Origin of the sequence: Dyadobacter diqingensis, from assembly GCF_024220585.1 — a bacterium.
GTDB classification, from domain to species: domain Bacteria; phylum Bacteroidota; class Bacteroidia; order Cytophagales; family Spirosomataceae; genus Dyadobacter; species Dyadobacter diqingensis.
Map to the genome: position 1 here is coordinate 717,683 of NZ_JAMXKF010000002.1, position 17,328 is coordinate 735,010.

Annotated in this window: 13 protein-coding genes; 6 read left to right on the forward strand and 7 right to left on the reverse strand. The window is 45.4% G+C overall.

What is annotated here, in order from left to right; translation table 11 throughout:
* Positions 1-149: 149 nt before the first annotated feature.
* Positions 150-2,519, forward strand: a complete 2,370-nt coding sequence (locus M1L62_RS08480; protein WP_254412602.1) for a TonB-dependent receptor — start codon at positions 150-152, stop codon at positions 2,517-2,519.
* A gap of 100 nt (positions 2,520-2,619) precedes the next feature.
* Here M1L62_RS08480 and M1L62_RS08485 read toward each other — a convergent pair whose 3' ends face one another.
* From M1L62_RS08485 to M1L62_RS08500, 4 genes are all read right to left on the reverse strand, one after another.
* On the reverse strand, positions 2,620-2,805 hold the full coding sequence (locus M1L62_RS08485; protein ID WP_254412603.1) for a DUF4925 domain-containing protein: 186 nt from the start codon (positions 2,803-2,805) through the stop codon (positions 2,620-2,622).
* 37 nt (positions 2,806-2,842) lie between these two features.
* Entirely contained in the window at positions 2,843-4,018 is a 1,176-nt protein-coding gene (locus M1L62_RS08490; protein WP_254412604.1) for a PepSY-associated TM helix domain-containing protein, read from the reverse strand.
* A gap of 81 nt (positions 4,019-4,099) precedes the next feature.
* Positions 4,100-5,308, reverse strand: coding sequence for a DUF4374 domain-containing protein (locus M1L62_RS08495; RefSeq protein ID WP_254412605.1), 1,209 nt, complete (start codon positions 5,306-5,308; stop codon positions 4,100-4,102).
* A gap of 22 nt (positions 5,309-5,330) precedes the next feature.
* A complete protein-coding gene (locus tag M1L62_RS08500) occupies positions 5,331-7,667 on the reverse strand; it encodes a TonB-dependent receptor (protein WP_254412606.1) in 2,337 nt (778 codons plus the stop codon).
* Between the two features lie 175 nt (positions 7,668-7,842).
* Here M1L62_RS08500 and M1L62_RS08505 point away from each other — a divergent pair, with 175 nt between their 5' ends.
* Entirely contained in the window at positions 7,843-8,841 is a 999-nt protein-coding gene (locus M1L62_RS08505; RefSeq protein WP_254412607.1) for a helix-turn-helix domain-containing protein, read from the forward strand.
* A gap of 49 nt (positions 8,842-8,890) precedes the next feature.
* On the opposite strand, the gene M1L62_RS08510 is transcribed toward M1L62_RS08505, so the two are convergent.
* Positions 8,891-9,727, reverse strand: coding sequence for a helix-turn-helix domain-containing protein (locus tag M1L62_RS08510; RefSeq protein WP_254412608.1), 837 nt, complete (start codon positions 9,725-9,727; stop codon positions 8,891-8,893).
* A gap of 120 nt (positions 9,728-9,847) precedes the next feature.
* On the opposite strand from M1L62_RS08510, the gene M1L62_RS08515 reads away from it, so the two are divergent.
* The 4 genes from M1L62_RS08515 to M1L62_RS08530 all read left to right on the forward strand — a co-directional run bounded on the left by M1L62_RS08515 (position 9,848) and on the right by M1L62_RS08530 (position 14,571).
* Positions 9,848-10,720, forward strand: a complete 873-nt coding sequence (locus tag M1L62_RS08515; protein ID WP_254412609.1) for a 3-keto-disaccharide hydrolase — start codon at positions 9,848-9,850, stop codon at positions 10,718-10,720.
* Between the two features lie 44 nt (positions 10,721-10,764).
* Positions 10,765-11,163 carry a Dabb family protein gene (locus tag M1L62_RS08520; protein WP_254412610.1) on the forward strand — a complete coding sequence of 133 codons (399 nt, stop codon included), beginning with the start codon at positions 10,765-10,767 and terminating at the stop codon, positions 11,161-11,163.
* Positions 11,164-11,940: 777 nt separating this feature from the next.
* Positions 11,941-13,467, forward strand: coding sequence for a capsule assembly Wzi family protein (locus M1L62_RS08525; RefSeq protein ID WP_254412611.1), 1,527 nt, complete (start codon positions 11,941-11,943; stop codon positions 13,465-13,467).
* A 108-nt stretch (positions 13,468-13,575) separates the two neighbouring features.
* A complete protein-coding gene (locus M1L62_RS08530) occupies positions 13,576-14,571 on the forward strand; it encodes an FAD:protein FMN transferase (RefSeq protein WP_254412612.1) in 996 nt (331 codons plus the stop codon).
* 35 nt (positions 14,572-14,606) lie between these two features.
* On the opposite strand, the gene M1L62_RS08535 is transcribed toward M1L62_RS08530, so the two are convergent.
* Positions 14,607-16,805, reverse strand: a complete 2,199-nt coding sequence (locus M1L62_RS08535) for a PepSY domain-containing protein (protein WP_254412613.1) — start codon at positions 16,803-16,805, stop codon at positions 14,607-14,609.
* A 27-nt stretch (positions 16,806-16,832) separates the two neighbouring features.
* A complete protein-coding gene (locus M1L62_RS08540) occupies positions 16,833-17,327 on the reverse strand; it encodes a DUF2271 domain-containing protein (RefSeq protein ID WP_254412614.1) in 495 nt (164 codons plus the stop codon).
* Between the last annotated feature and the right edge of the window lies 1 nt (position 17,328).

Genomic DNA, 17,328 nt, shown 5'->3' on the forward strand with positions numbered 1-17,328 from the left:
CCTCTCATTTTCACGACACACAAATAGTCGATATTAAAATTTTCTGGACTCTGAAAAATTAAAATACTGGTTGATTGCACAGTATAGCGCTTTTTGTATTTACTTTGTAATTAGTCTAAATAATATAGATATTTTTTCAGCCCAGTTTTATGATAGTACCTCTAATTTTAAAAAAGTCATTTTTATCCATTTCGCTCACCATACTTCTGATCATTCCGGCGCTGACTGCCAATGCGCAGTCGCATCAAACAGGCGTGATCAAAGGTATTGTCACTACGATTGACGGAGCACCTGCGCAAGGGATTGCTGTTAAACTTAAAAATACGTCGAAAGGTACGATCACTAACACCAACGGTGGTTTTGAATTTAAAAACCTTCCATCAGGTTCCTATACCGTAGAATTTTCCATGATGGGTTACGAAACATCAACCGCAGATGCCCTAATTACCGAGGCCAAACCGACGGCAGATCTTTCGGTGCAACTTGATTTCTCTTCCCGGAAACTTGATGAGGTGATCATCAGCAGCGGCGGTAACAGGTTCGCTAAAAAAGAAAGTGATGATGTATCAAAAATGCCGATCTCGAACATGGAAAACCCTCAGGTTTACAGCGTAGTAAGCAAAGAGTTGATGAAAGAGCAAGTGGTTACGGACTACAACAGTGCTTTCAAAAATGTACCCGGTGCAGGTATTGCCGAGGTAAGAAACCAGGGAAGAACCACTTCTATTTCAAGAGGTTTCGCCACGCCGCAGCTTGTTCGCAATGGCGTAGGAAGTTTTACCTATTCAACCATCGACCCTGCCAATCTTGAACGCATTGAAGTGATTAAAGGCCCGTCGGCCACCTTGTTTGGAAGCACATTGTCGTCATTCGGCGGTTTGTTTAACAGGGTTACCAAAAAACCTTTTGATACTTTTAAGGGAGAAATTTCATTTTCAGCGGGAAGCTGGGACTTGAACCGTCTGACGGCTGACATCAATACGCCATTAAATGCTGACAAATCTGCGCTGCTGCGTATAAATACCGCGTTACACAGCGAGAGAAGTTTTCAGGACGCCGGTTTTGCAAGAAACTTTCTGATCGCACCCAGCTTTTCTTATGCCGTCAATGACCGCCTTACCTTGCTTTTGGATGTAGAATTCAGTGGTTATAAATCCGTATCACCGATGCGCGTTACGCCTGCAACCAAAGGAAAAGCCAGAAGCATTACCGAACTTGGATTACCCTATAAATTGTCTTTTGCCAACAATACGATCAATTATGCAGGACAGCAATACAATGTATTCGGGCAAATCAAATACAAATTATCGCCCCAATGGACTTCACAAACCATCGTATCACGAACCAGATCATCGGCTGACGGATATGTCGTAGGCCTCACGATCCTGACCGATTCCACTTTGAGACAGACCGTCACCAACCAGGATTATCCATATTACGGAACTGATTTCCAACAGAATTTCATCGGCGATTTCCACCTTGGTCCGCTGAGAAACCGTATCGTTGCCGGTATTGATGTGTACAGTCTGCGTGCGACCCGAAATGATGCATCCGTCAATATGCCCGCCATCAATTTCAAGAAGCCGGGAAATGCCTATAACAATTTCAACCTGACCAAGGTAGCGCCCCTGTTCTCGACGGCTACTTTTACCAATTTTACTTCAATTAACGAAAGGACGTACAGCGCTTATGCCTCGGATGTGCTTAACATTACCGACCGTTTACTTGCGATGGCCAGTCTTCGGATCGACCGTTATTCCAATCTTGGCACTTACTTCCCAAACACCGACTCCACAGCCGGTGCATTCAAACAAACTGCACTGTCGCCGAAATTTGGGATCGTTTATCAGATCGTGAAAGACAAGGTATCCATCTTTGGTAATTACATGAATGGTTTTAGCAACGTAAGCGGGTCTGATTTTGCCGGTAATACCTTCAAACCCAATCAGGCGAATCAGTTTGAAGGCGGTGTCAAACTGGATTACAGTTTCGTGACCGCTACATTGAGCTACTATGATATCTCCGTTACCAACGTGACGCGCGACGATCCGGACCATGTGAATTTCTCGATTCAGGATGGTACGCAGCTTAGTAAAGGTTTTGAAGCTGAAATTATTGCCAATCCTGCACCCGGCCTGAATATTGTTGCCGGTTATACGTATAACGACAGCAAGTACACCAAAAGTAACGAGAGCATTCAGGGCTATCGCCCGACCACGGCAGGGCCTCCGCGTATGGCCAACCTCTGGATCAGCTACCGACTGATCAAAGGAGCTGCCAAAGGTTTGGGTATCGGTTTCGGGGGAATTTATGGCAGTGAATCGTTCCAGAGCAATACCAAAACATTTTCGTTTACCATTCCGTCTTATACCGTGTTAGACGCTTCTGTTTTTTACGACAAGCCTAAATTCAGAATAGGACTCAAAGCAGATAACCTGACAAGTGAAAAATACTGGTCGTATCGTCTCGCAGCCCAAAACCCGCTGAAAGTGACTGGGAATATTACCTTTAAATTTTAATGATTAACGTTATTGTCAAAAGCCGTTTCGGATTTGGGAATCCGAAACGGCTTTTGATTTTCAGGCCATATAAATTGAACCAATCTCCTTAACTGCCTTCCTATCTCTTCACAGCACGGCCATGTTTTACGGCAAAAAATACGATTACGAGCATCGGAATTCCTAGTGTCAGCCACGAAAGCAAATCCCAGAACTCGTCCCCCGTTAATGCTGAAATCAATCCGATCAGCGACAACACCGATAACAAAAGCGGGATCTGCCAGACTTTCCAAAAAACGTTTTGCATATCAATTTGATTTATTTACAAAGCGGAACCGTTGAAACTAGATTTTTCCGTCCTGCGTAATGAGGGTTAATATTTCCTTCTGACTTTCATCCATCCTCGCGAGATGTGCTTTGGTCGCTTTGTTTCTGGCAAACCACAGATAAAGTCCGCTACCCAGCACAATGATGGTGGCTATATCAAACAAGGCCCAGAGGATCTTCAACGGCAATCCCCCGTAGTCACCAAAATGCAGCGGTTCTGAAATAAACAGTGCATTCACAAACCACGGCATAGCCCTTATGTCCGTAAGCTTTCCGGTTTTTGCATCAATCAGTGCGGGCTTGATAATCCGTTTCGTCAATGGCGTTTTACCTTTTACAAAAATGGCATAATGATGTTTGCTCGTGAACATCGTTCCGGGGTAGGTGATGATTGAAGGCTCCATATCCGGTGCTGCCTTGGCAGCAATCGCCATGGCCTCATCCAGTGAACTCAGTTTGCCTGTGAGCGGGGATGCATTTTTGTAAGGTGCCGTCATTTCTGCCAACTGCCCCATTTGCCAGAGGCCCAAAACCACCTCCGATAAGGTGTTGATTACCCCTGTAAAGCCTACCACTGTCGCCCAGGCGATGGTCACAACCCCAAGCAGATTGTGCATATCCAGCCATTTCAGGCGCGTTGAGCGCTGCGTCCGGATCATTCCGAAATCAAACCTTTTCATAATCGGGCCATAGAGCATAATCCCGGAAACAATGGCGGCAACAAACAGCAATCCCATCAGACCGAGGAATAACTTACCACCGATTCCCATAAACATATCCGTATGCAATTGCAGCATCACATACATAAAACCCTCCTGCGTTTTGGGCTCATCCAGAATTTCCGCCGTATGATCATCCACGATAACCGTGGTGTAACTATCCGGCGGAGCCATAACCGAGTCCGACAGACTGAACGTAGTGGTATTGGGCTCGTGCTCGTCCCAGTAAACGAAACGGATTACTTTTTTAGGATACTTTTTCAGCGCCTGTTCAGCACGCAGATCAAGGGAGGTTTTGGGTGTTCCTTCCGCTACTGCTCTGGCCAGTCTGGGTTTGCCCTCAAGCGCTTCAATTTCTTCATGAAAGATGAGCGGCAAGCCCGTCACACAAAGCATAAGAAGGAAAGCCGTACAAATCAGACTGGTCCACTTGTGAATCTGAAACCATGCTTTAATTGTTTTTACAGAGCTCATGGTGCGTTTGTTAAATGTAAAAAGGCTGTCTGCAATGCCCAGGGGTATTGCAGACAGCAATGCTTGTCAATTGAATTCCCCTTAGTCTGCCAGTTTCACAAACCCCTGAATGGCACCGTCCAGAGCCACATTGAATACCTGCGTGGCTTTTGTACCGTCCACCACATAATATCCGTCGATTTTCTGTGCACCGTTTTTCACCCACAGATACACCTTGCCATCAATGCTCGTGATGGCCTGGTCGTTTGCGTAGGCGTAGTCATGGATCGGCATACCCGAGATTTTCGTGACTTGTTTGGTGGTCATATCCTGCACGTAATATTCAAATATGGTGCTGGTCAAATTTGAATAATCCGCTTTCAAAGGAGTTGAAGCCATTTCGAAATAAAGCTTGCCGTCCTTGATCAGTGCGATGGCCAGCGAGTTTCCCGCCTGCAAATCCTTAGTTGAAAACGACCAGGTGCGGTCAAAATCCGTTTCATTTTTCCTGATACGAATGATCGTCGGATTGGCAAAACCCGTGTTGCCTAACCCTGTGCTGTACAAATACAAAGCTCCGTCGTCACCCACAGACCACATTTTATTGCCGGAAGATCCCCAGCCAACACCTTTCAAACCATCATACTTAATTGTTTTTTCATACTTATCTGTTGCCAGATCCACCACGGCAAACTCGATTGCATTGAACACATCGTCGCCATAACCCGCAGCAGCCTTTGTTCCGTACGATATGCCGACGAAGAGCTTGCCGTCCTTTGCCGCGATAGTGTGCTTGCCAACCACCTGGTATTCTACACCCTCTTTTTTCACGACCGAAAGGTCTATCTCACCTGTACGAAGCATCGTTGTCGGGTTAAATTTCTGCAATTTCAATAATCCCCGGTTTTCGTCCAGGTAATACCCTACCGTTTCACTGACCACCAGGTATTGCGTAGCCGCAGCAATAAAACCCTCGTCTTTAACAGATCCGTCGGTGTTTCTGCTGTATTTCTGCAACCCGGCTTCACCCGCCGCATTGGATCGGTTGAAGAACCATTTTCCAAAAGAGCGAAACCCAAATGCCTCTTTTATCTGCAATGACTTCGGATTTGTGTTCGCTATCGTTCCCTTTGGAAGGCTGTCGAGTGTGGTGAAATATCCGGCACCAAACCGTTCAATCGAAGTCATCAGCACAAATTTGGATTTTTCAACCGGTGTGGGAGTCGGTGTTTCTTCGCTGTCGGAAGAACATCCTGCCAGATATCCGACGGCAAGACAGGAAAACAGAAATTGTATAAGTACTTTTTTCATAAAACTGGATTAAAAATATTGATTATTTAAGCACGTAATTCACTTTAAAATGCAGGCTCCGGCCAGCATTCTGGATTCGAAAATTGTCGTAGACTTTGGTGTCAAATATATTTTTTGCCTGAAACCCTATGAAAAAGCGTTCATTGAAAGGACTGTAGGTAAAACCTGCCGAATGAAGCGCCTGACTGGGAATGATGTTGGGCGCATCAAACTGTGCCTTTCCCCAAAGCCCAAGAAACCCCTCGGGTTCCAGTGATTTGGGAACGTAATCCAGGTAGTACTCGCGCACAAATGTGAAGTAATAGTACAGATGGATTTTGCCCTGGTTGCCTATGCGGTTAACCGTACCATTTAACCCGAGATTGGCAAAGAAATACGGGGTGTTGCGCAACCTCGCCCCCTCGGTAAGACGGTTACCTGTATCAAAAAGGCGAAAATCCTGATAGGTAAAATTGCCATTGCCCCGCAGCCACCTGTTCAGCGTCACATTCAGATCCGATTCCACCCCTAAACCCTTTACTTTGCTCACATTCTGGTTTTGGGTAAAAAGGAAATCAATCGGCACTTTCAGGATCAGGTCTCTGGTGATTCTGTAAAAAGAATTGATTTCCAGACTGTAAGAACCTCTCCTTTCGGTACGAAATCCGGCGTTTATGTTCATACTTTTCTCAGGTTTCAAGAGAAAATTGGACCTGTGAAAATTACCGTCGCCAAACATTTCATCCTGTTCTGGCAAGCGTGTTGCGGCCTCTGCCGAAAACCGGAAAAACGTATGACCCGTCAGTGAGAATTTCAGTGCTTCCGCAATCCCCCAGTTATCGGAACGGGCATAACGGTGCTCACCAAGGGCAGTACCGTATACATCGACATTGATTGTGGAGGTATTATAGTGATAAAACTTACCAATCAAATTGTTGGTCAGCTTTCCATTCAGTAACTCCGACTGGATACCGGCCGCGCCAACCACTTTATAATATTTGGCAGGAAGCGAGAGAATATCCTGGCCGGTTTGCGGCAGTGTAAGTCCCAGAGGATCTTCACCCTTTCGCCCAATATTGGTCGAAACGACGTTTAATTCGAGCTTGTGCCGGTCGGAAAGCCCATAGGAAAAATAGGTCCTGGAAGTGAAATACGAAAACGCAATATCGGAAAGACTACCTCGTGTGGTTATCTCCCCCTGCCTTGAAGGGCTAGGAATAAACTTGCCATACCAATCGTACAGACCACGAACGGTATCGATCTGCTGTACATGAATGGTGCTGGTCGTCAGAAACTGATCCAGGCCAAATTTCCCGAATGTCTTCCGATAACGCAGTGTGGGTATTATGGAGTATTGTTTGCTGACCGCCGCACCAAAAGGCTGGGACATCGAGGCACCGTACTGATTTTGCCGGTTAATGTAAAACCAGGTCACCCCTACCCGCAATTCATCGGCCCACCGGGTATTGCTGATCCCACCGTATAATTCCGTGTAATAATTAGTAAAACGATTGTGAAACAAACGCACCCTGGCTTCGCTTCTTGCCGCCGTTTCCTGGTCGGTTACCGTCACATTCACTTTGTAGTCATTATCCGAGCGGTTCAAAAAAGCATCCCCGCCGACAAAAAAGTGTTTTGCCGTATCGCTGTACAGGGTGTTCAGCGATACCCTATGTGTATTGAAAGAAGCTGCTTCGTAGGAGACCTCCGCATAACGGTAAAGCGATTTTTTCGTGACCATATTCACGGCGCCACCGAGGGCGTCAGCGCCTAATCCGGCAGGCAATACGCCTTTGTAAACCTCCACCCGTTCCAGCATGTTCACCGGCACCAGGGATATGTTGTATCCTGCGCCGAGATAATCCATGGGAATACCGTCCTTGAAATTTTTCACCGCACGATCCTGAAATCCATTCATCATCAAACCGGCATTTGAACCAAGTCCTCCGTTTTGCCGTATTCTGATCCCGGCCGACCTGTTCATCAGCTCAACCAGCGTAGATGGCTGTTCCTGAACAGCCTTGGTATTAATCACCTCTGCCTTAATCGGCTGCAATTTAGCCTGCTGCGTTTCTGATCTGCCCACCACCTGGACTTCGGAAAGTTGTGTTTGTTCTTCATTCATGACAAAGCTGAATACCCGTTTGTTTCCGTCAACGCTCACTGTTTCCGTCAGCATTTTAAAACCGATATGCTGAATCGTCAGCGTTGTTGTACCTGCCGAAATACCCGAAAGCTCAAACCTGCCTTTACTGTCGGTTATTGCATTTTTCTCAGTTCCCTTCACCTGAACCACAGCCCCGGCAAGTACCTGTCCGTTGGCATCCAACACAGTTCCCCGTAAGATATCACCCTGAACGACTCCTTGCGCAGATGCCACGGAGGTTATCAGAATAAAAAGAAAATAAAAAAAACAGGTAGAGATTTTAAAATACACGAATTCTATCGTAGTTTTATTATTAGGACTAATTATAAATAAACCACAAAAGTAGAAAAACGGTAAGAGCCACTGTAACGCAGGATGCAGCAAAAATGCCGCAAGAAGCAGGAATTGTATGAAGATTGTATTTAAGTCCGAAGAATTTGCTGAGTTGAATTTTGTCCGAAATTATGAGGAAGGTTTTTCCGTGGCCGAAAAATCAGGGATCAGTGAGTCCGTTTATGAAGTGGATTATATGGGCATCCGATCCAGAAACCATAAAATCTATTGTCCCGGTATCATTTGTTCATTGGCCGAAGGTTCGCTGGAAAAAGACCTCGTTCAAATCCTGGAAAGTGATTTCCCTTACCTGCAAATGCATTTTGAACTCTCGACAACCGGATGTCTCTACCAGCCCCAGGCAAAAGCAGAGGTGGAAACCGTTATCTACAAAGGGATGCATTCGCTGCTTTTTTATCCCTCGCTGAAAGGCAAGCTGTATTATCTTAAAAAAGCCAATTCTTTCAGTGTTGAAATAGAATTATCCCTGGATTTCATCCGTAGAATATTTCATGGTGACCTGGAAGTGCTTGGAGAATTCGGCAGAAATATCGAGCGCAACCTGCCGTCCATCATGGGTGGTAAAAGCTACCCGATTACCCCTGCAATGAAGCAAATTATCCTGGAAATCAGGAACTGTTCTTACGCGGGTTCGTTAAAAAAAATCTTCGTCGAGGCAAAGGTGACGGAGCTGCTGGCCTTGCAAATCAGTCAGATCAATATGTTTGAAACCAGCACCACGACGCTGCGGCAAAGTGATATTGACAGGCTTCATCATGTTAAAGACCTTTTACAAAAAGACCTGAACAGCCACTATTCCATTGAAGAATTGGCCCGTATCGCCGGCATTAACCGGACCAAATTACAGCAGGGTTTCAAAAAACTGTTTGGGACAACAATTTTCGGATGTATTTCTGACAACCGGCTGGCCGAGGCCAGAAGACTGATTATCAACGGCCAGTATACCACCCTTGCCGAAGTTTCAGGCATAGCAGGGTACAAAAACCCACAACATTTCACAGCCGCTTTTAAAAAGAAATACGGACACCTGCCGAAGGAAACAAAGGGCGCCTGAAATACTGGTACTTTCGAAAAAAGGCTATTTATCCAGGAACGATTTTTCTTTACATCCTCTTTCTGAAAGCTGTCGGTGTGGTACCCGTATACTTCCTGAACTGTTTGCAAAGGTGACTTTCATCCGTATACCCAAATTCATCAGCTATCTCCATAAGGGTCAGCTGACTGTAAAGTAAGCGGGCTTCAATAAGTTTTATTTTATGTCTGATAATGTATTGTTTCAGAGACTCACCCGTTTGCTTCTTGAAAAATAAGCTAATGTAGGCAGGAGCATAATTAAAAGTACTGGCCAGGTGCTCGATCGTTAAGTCTTCAGGCTGATAAATGTGCTGTCTGATATACATCAGAATTGCTTCCGCAGAGTCTTTCAGAACAGGTTTTGCGGGTGTCTGACTGAACAGATTCCGGGCCAGGATAACCATCATACTGCGCATCAGGCTGTCCCGGATCATATCAAAATATTGCGACTGGTCATTTGCACACTCTGCTTCCAAAACAGCCAGCAAATGGTGCAGCTTTTGCTTTTCGTCTTTATCGGTAACGATGGATCCCCTGCTTTGGGACGAAGTATTAAGTAATGTCCTGATAACAGGTTGCCACGGGCGATCCTTATCTCCCGGATATTCCTTATGGATCGATTCATTAAAACGAACGAAGCAAAACGCTGTTACTTCCTGAATATCAAAGTCATGGAAATCCTCCGGACCAAGCAGAAATACGTCGCCAGCGATATAATCAAACGTATTGCCATTGATATGATGAAAACCTCGTCCTTTCAATATAAATATGATCTCGAAATAGGTATGCTTATGAACCGAATGCATCCAGGTGCTGGCCTCGAATTGGTAAATACTAAAGGGGGTATGGAGGATGTATCGCTTCATAAAAAGAAAAAATGGATCATAAACCTACCAATAAATAATGGATTTTTACAACGTCATCCATTTCAAGCTACGCTATTTTTGCTGTTATCAAATTAATCTCACTCCTGAAAAACTGCAAGAATGAAACGTATTTTTCTTCAAAGTATTGGCTTAATTGTGGTTACCGTGCTCTTATCCATGCGAAGTCACGAAGCGTGGGTACCACTGCTGGATAAAGATCTTACACAATGGGAAAATTATCTGAGTTATGCACACAAGTCGGGATACAATGGAAAAATACCGAAAGATGCCTCAGGTCTGGCTCTCCCTCCTATTGGCTACAATAAAGACCATAACCAGGTATTTTCCATCTTAAATGAAGCTGACGGTCCGGTACTCCGTATCAGTGGCGAAACCTACGGCTGTCTGTTTACGAAGCAAGCTTACCAAAACTATCACGTGAAACTTCAGGTCAAATGGGGTGATAAAAAATACGAACCACGGCAAAACAAACTACGCGATTCAGGAATATTATACCACTCCATTGGAGAAGCCGGCGTAGAATACTGGCGTTCGTGGATGCTTTCACAGGAATTCCAGATCATGGAAGGGCATATGGGCGATTTCTGGTGTCAGGCAAATTCAGCCATCGACATCCGTTCTTTCCAATCCGAAGGCATCATGAACCGGATCGCCGATGAAAAACAGCCTTTTGGCACCTTCAAAACCGGCTCGGATTTCTACTGCATGCGTTCTGCCAATCATGAAAGTCCCGCAGGCGAATGGACCACGCTGGAACTGATTTGTTTCGAAGGAAAAAGTCTTCACATCGTAAACGGTCACGTCGTCATGGTACTGAAAAACTCTCGTTACATTAGTCAAAACGGACAGGAAGTTCCCATGACCAGCGGTAAAATACAGTTACAAAGCGAAGCAGCAGAAGTTTTTTACCGCGATATTCGTATCAGACCACTAACCAGCCTGCCGAAAGAGTATGACCAGTTATTCCTGTAAAATATTTATAAAACATCATTTGTATTATTAACTTAAAACGAACAATGAAAGAGCAAACAAGAAGAAATTTTGTCAAAAGCAGCGTTGCGGCAGGCCTGGGTTTCCACTTAACCGGTGAATTAGCTGCGAAAGAAGTATTTGTACACCACGTTCTTTTCTATCTCAAAAACCCTGAAAACAAGGCAGATGAAGCCAAATTACTGGAAGGGCTGAATAAACTGGCTAAATGTCCAACGATCAAAATGGTTCACATCGGCACACCGGCCGCAACAAACCGCGAAGTGATCGACCGTAAATATGCTTACTCATGGTTATGCTTTTTCGAAAGCCCGGCCGACGAAGAGGCGTACCAGAAACACCCGATTCACGACGATTTTAGAAACAACTATGCCCATTTGTGGGAAAAGGTGGTTATTTACGATTCAGTCGGACCTAAGCGGTAGTGAAATTATTTACCGGCTCCGAAAGGATTCGGGCCGGACAAAAATCTGTTTAAAGCCAGCAGTTGCATCAACGGCGACTGAATCCGGAATGGTACAATCAAACCCCTCAGGTTTTCTGAGGGGTTTGATTGTATTTCCATTTCCTTTAATCTACAATTCGTTTCCGGTCTGTAACAGAATCAGTTTCGGTTACTGCATCCTGTATTCCAGTCAGCAGTCGCTGTTACATAATTCTGATTGGCAGCATAAACGCGCAGATCAGAATTGGCTACGGTCCAGGAATATCCTGTTCTGATAAGAAATCGTAGCCTTGCAAGTAAACTGTTTACTTGTTTCTCCCCATAAGGTGTTGTTGTCCGTACAAGTCCGGTGGACCGCTACATCCGGCCGTTCCACTAAGTTGTTAAGTGAGTAATAACCGGGAGATACCGCCCCGGATCAATCGCCTGGCTACTGAACAATGAGCAGAACAGTCACCCTGGATGCTTTAAAATCACGTTTTATCGAGCAGGCACCGTGGACATTTCTACAAGTCCATCGAAGCATTTCTAGTAGTTACTTCTCCGGTACAATTTATTTTTGTAATCGATCACAAGCTGGTACTGACAGCCTCCATTCGTGAGATTTCAAATAGCATTATTATAAGTAACAAATCATATACCCAAACCTGACAGTTTAGCCGGGATTTGAACCGATGCGTTACCCTATGCCGGATATGGCTATATGATCAGACTTTGCAACCCTTTTCAAAAATTACACCTGATAATTATTACACACATGATCAAAGGAAAAGTCTTCATCCTGGGTTTCGTATATCTCTATGCGTTGAGCTTCGCTCCAAAAACCCTGGGACAAACGCCCTATCACAAACCGGATAAGTTCCAGGATTCCACCCTTGTTTTTGCCGAAATTTCGTCCCAGATCAGCTCCTCTTCCCGAACACCTTTTTGGTTTCAGGCCAACCAGTTTGGGATTATTTCATCATCCGCGCCCGCCGCGAACCTGCATGGCATGATCGAACATTACCGCCCCCTAAAATCAAACCAGAACCGTAACTGGCGGATCGGCGCAACGATTGAATTGGCCGCTAACGTTTCCCATCACCCCAATCTCCTTATTCCTCAGGCTAATATCACCCTGCGTTTTAAACACTGGGAGTTATTTGCAGGCCGTAAAAAACAGTGGGTGGGCCTGGCAGATTCTACAATCGGCAGCGGCTCTTACAGCTGGTCGACCAATGCCATGCCGATTCCTAAAATCCAGATTGGCACCCGTAACTTCGTTTCGGTTCCGTTTACGGGCGGCTGGTTATCTTTTCATGGTTTTTATTCTGAGGGGCTTTTTGAAAACAGCCGGTCAGTTACCAGTCAATTGAAACTGCATCAGAAAATGATTTATTTCAGGATTGGCAGAGCGGCTTCCCGTCTGCGATTTTATGGCGGGTTTAACCATCAGGTGCAGTGGGGAGGAAAATCTCCTTACCAAACCCTTAACGGAGAAATGCCAAACGGAATCAAAAATTACTTTCATATTATAACCGGCAAGCCGGGTGATGCGAGTAAGGTGGTCAATGAATTTGATAATGGGAACAGGGTTGGTAACCACTTGGGCACCATTGACCTTGGTATGGAAATTGACACCTACGAATACACTTACTTTTTGTACCGACAAAATATTTATGAAGACGGGTCACTTTACGCGCTCAGCAACATCAAAGACGGGCTGAACGGAATCCGGATAAGACATAAAAATTCCTACGCCCCTTTGTTCGAGGTTACAGAAGCGGTGTTTGAATTTTTGTTTACTAAAAACCAGGGCGGCCCGGATTTCAGTCTGGAAAACTATGTAGCCAGGCGTGGTAATTTTGGGAGAGACAATTACTTTAATAATGCGCAGATCCGGGATGGCTGGTCTTATTTTAACCGGACGATTGGTACTCCTTTTATTACGCCAACCTCTGATACCGATTTCAGATGGCCCCGATACGCCGATTCTTTTACCAGCAACAACCGGGTGTCCGTCTGTCACATAGGATTGAAAGGACTGTTTTTACGGCAATTTATCTGGACCTCCAAACTATCCTATTCGACCAACATCGGTACGTACGATATGCCATTTTCTTCAACGGTCAAACAATTTTCGGGTCTGTTATCCGTACAACGAAAATCTGATATCCTGGGCGGAGTCATGATCACCGGTGCTTTTGCAGCCGATATTGGTCAGCTTTACCGTCCCGCTTTCGGCGTCAGCATGGGTATCAGAAAGGACTTCGCCGCCAATCAGTTATTCCGAAACTTACGCTAGTGATTTTGAAACGTGTGCGCCCGCAAGTTTCAGGTAATGGGCGGGCATCTTGCCTTGTTATGACTAAATTGCATGCTGAATCGCCATTTTCTGTAATCACTCAACCCAATGAAAACGTTTCTGACCACTATTCTAGTCTTGTCTCAGCTGATAACTCATGCGCAGATTCTACGAAAAAGAACAACCATGCTCATGGGTGGACGGTTCGACATCACCATTGTAGCGAAAGATTCACTGACGGCGGAAATGAATATCGACACGGTTATTCAGGAAATTACGCGGATTGAAAACCTGATTTCAGACTGGAAACCAACTTCGCAAGTCTCTCAGGTCAATTCGAATGCAGGTATAGGCCCCGTTCAGGTCGATCCGGAGGTTTTTGCTATAACGGAAAGGGCACTGCGACTTTCGAAACTGACCGATGGCGCTTTTGATATCAGTTTTGCTGCCATGGATCGTATCTGGAAATTTGACGGCTCCATGACGGTCAAGCCCACACCGGCTGCGATCAAAAAGTCCGTTGAAAAAGTAGGATATCAAAACATCGTTCTGGATAAGACACATTCCACCATTTTCCTGAAACTGAAAGGAATGAAAATCGGATTTGGCGCGCTCGGAGAAGGTTATGCTGCCGATCGGTGTCGGGAGATGATGCTGAAAAGAGGCGTTAATGCAGGAATCGTCAACGGCTCCGGCGATATGAGTGTATGGGGTAAACAACCCGATGGTTCTGACTGGATGATCGGAATTACAAACCCGACCCGCAAGGCGGAAGTCTTTGCCGTAATTCCGCTTCGTCAGGGCGCGGCGGTCACCTCGGGCAGTTATGAAAAATTTGTAATTTTCAACGGAAAACGATATGCTCATATCATAAATCCTGCTACCGGTTATCCAGCCACGGGCCTTACCAGTGTGACGGTTTTTGGCCCCAGCGCGGAACAAGCCAACGGTTTCAGCACATCGCTGATGGTGCTTGGTAAACATTCAGGACTGAAATTCATCAGCCAGTTGCCCGATTATCGCTGCATCATGATAACGGACGACGGCAAGGTGTTTTCGTCTCCGAATATGGATCTCTCCAAATACAAAACGGGACAGCTTTAAAAACTACCCCGCCAATAAGTTTCATTCCCTCCTGCTCAGTAACAATCCATGACCACCTGGCTGCGTGCCTGGTAATAACTGAGACTCCTTTTCAGATGACTTTGGCAAATATTTTCCAGTAAACTGACCACATCCTTCTGCATAGCCAGCGAGCCGCAAAGCATGATAACCCCTCCTTTCACCAGTGCATCAGCAACAAAAGTTTCATCTCTGGCAAGCAGATCTTTCACATATTGCCTTGCTCCCTCCCGTGAATAGGCAACCTGCAAGCCACCCAGTTTTTTTTCTTCCAGATTTTGGTCAAGGGCCTGCCGATAAACGGAAAAGGATTGCTGATCCCGAAAACCGCAGTACAGATAACAATCCGTTCCGGGACGTCTCTCGTAGATCATCCCCAGAAAAGGTGCAATACCGGTTCCATTGGAAATCATAATAACCGGAGACGCCTTCTCAGGAAAATGGAAATGCGCATTGCCAACGATACGTGCATGCCTGACAACACTTCCGGCCTGCTGACGGTACAGGTAATCTGAACCGAGCCCCTTGTCGTGCAGTTTCACACTCAACTGTATCTCGCCACCCACTTTACCAATCGAATAAAGCCGTTCACGGTGATCGTTCGCCGGATAAATCGCAAGCAAATCCCCAGACGTAAATTTTGTCCCGCGTTTTGGCCGCAGACGGATCAGGAAATCTTCTCCCGGCCCGGAAACTTCTGTTTTATCAATCACTGTCAGAACTTCTTCCCGTTCCTGTCTGACGGGCAGAAACCCGGCTGAAACCGTCAGCGGGATTTCGGCATGCTGCGACCAGGTCGTGATCCACTCGCCAAATTCCTGCGGCGATTTATCATTGACCGTATGGATTTCTAACATGGGGACCGCCCATTTTTCCTTAGAAAGTAAATTGTCTATCTCAAAAGCGAATTGGCAAAAGTCGGGATAACTGTGCGAGCCAAAACCCAATACCGAAAAGTGCACCGGCTGTTCCTGCGGATACTTGTGGAGCAACGACGCAAAATGATTTGCGTTGGTCGGCGCGTCGCCCATCCCATACGTGGCGCTCATGACAATGATATGCGATGCTTTTGGAAAATCCTTGTAAGCATTCAGTTCGGTCATATAAGCCGTTTTCCCATTGGCGATCAACTGCTGATAAACCGAATTGGCAAAACCAAAAGTGCTGCCGTTTTCTGAACCTACAAGTATGATAAATTCGCTTTCCTTCGCCGTGTATTTATTTTTAGCACGATTCCGTCTGCGCCGGAACATGATGACAAAACCTGAATAAATAAAGAACAGAATATTTCCGGACGCCACCGCCAGTACAATCGCCCACAAAGCACTTGTCCTTCCGGTATGCAGATCGAGGCTGAATTCTGTAAACACGGCAGTCGCAGGATATTTTACTTCACCGAGAATATCACCGGTAATCTGATTGACGGTTACCTCCCTATCGCTCAGTTTCAGCGTATAATAATCTTCGACATCTTCCGAGAACGGAAATTCGATGGTTTTTACCTGTGAAAGCTTTACGTTCTTAAAAATGTCAAAATCTTCGATCTGTTTTTCAGGCGCCGACCTAATGGCGTCAAAATCTATTTTAGAAGAAACCTGAGGCGTTTCAATCAGCCCAAAACGATTTAATGAGAGGTAGGTACCTGTTAAGGCAAGAATACAAATCGGAATTAACGACAGCCGGCCAAGTACCACGTGATAATACTGGGCGAAATTCTCCCTGACAATTTTAGTAAAAAAACGTTTCCAGCCCCGTTGCCTCTGAATGATGAGAATGGTACCCGAAATGCTGATCAGCAGTAAGAGGAAAGCCGTCAGTCCGATAAAAAAACGACCGGTTTCATGCAGAAAAAGAGACCTGTGTAAGGCCGTAACCCATTCGAAAAATGCACTCTTTTTTTCAGGATGCCCCAGGATCTCACCGGTTCGCGGATCAATATAGGCTGATAATTTTTCCCCATTGGCGTCTGTACCTTTGATCTGAACAAACTGGTTAGCGTCGACAGAAAGCTCGCTGATTTCAGGATACTTCTGTTTTAAAACGGGTAGCGTTTGGGCAAGAGTTATTTCGTCAAACTTGTCGGCACGATAAGCATAAACCTTTTCGGATAAAGGCTGAAAAGATAGGATAACGCCGGTGAGGGACGCCAGTGTCAACAAAAGAAAAGAAGATACAGCCAAGGCCAAATGGCTGTATCTCCATATCGAAATGGTCATAAATACTCAAAACATGATGAAAAGACACTAGTTTGGACTAAACCGGACATAGCGGATATATCCTGTACCCTCGTTTTTTCCGGAAAGTGTTTCTGTTGTCAGTGGTATTTCCAGGTCTTTCACGTTGTAATTTTTGTCTTCCACCGCACTTTCAAACCGCAGCTTGTAGCCAGCATTAATTTTTGAGGTTTCAATCTCGAAAACATTCACACTTCTGTCACCTCCCGTCACAGATGCTCCGGTGATTGCGCTGATATTAGACGGTTTTTTGGCGTAAAACTTATTCCACTCTTTCAGAGTTTTGTACCATTTTTTATCCGATCCGAGCACGTACAGTGTTTTGTCGTAAGCACCTTTACTATTGATAAGCGAAATCACTACATAGGCACCTTCTCCCATATAGTTGGTCATCTGGATCATGCATTTATATTTGCTCGTACCCGTACCTTGTGCAAATGTGCTTACCGGACTGGCAAACGTAAGCACCATCAAAAACAGTGCTGCTTTAGATAAGTTAGACATC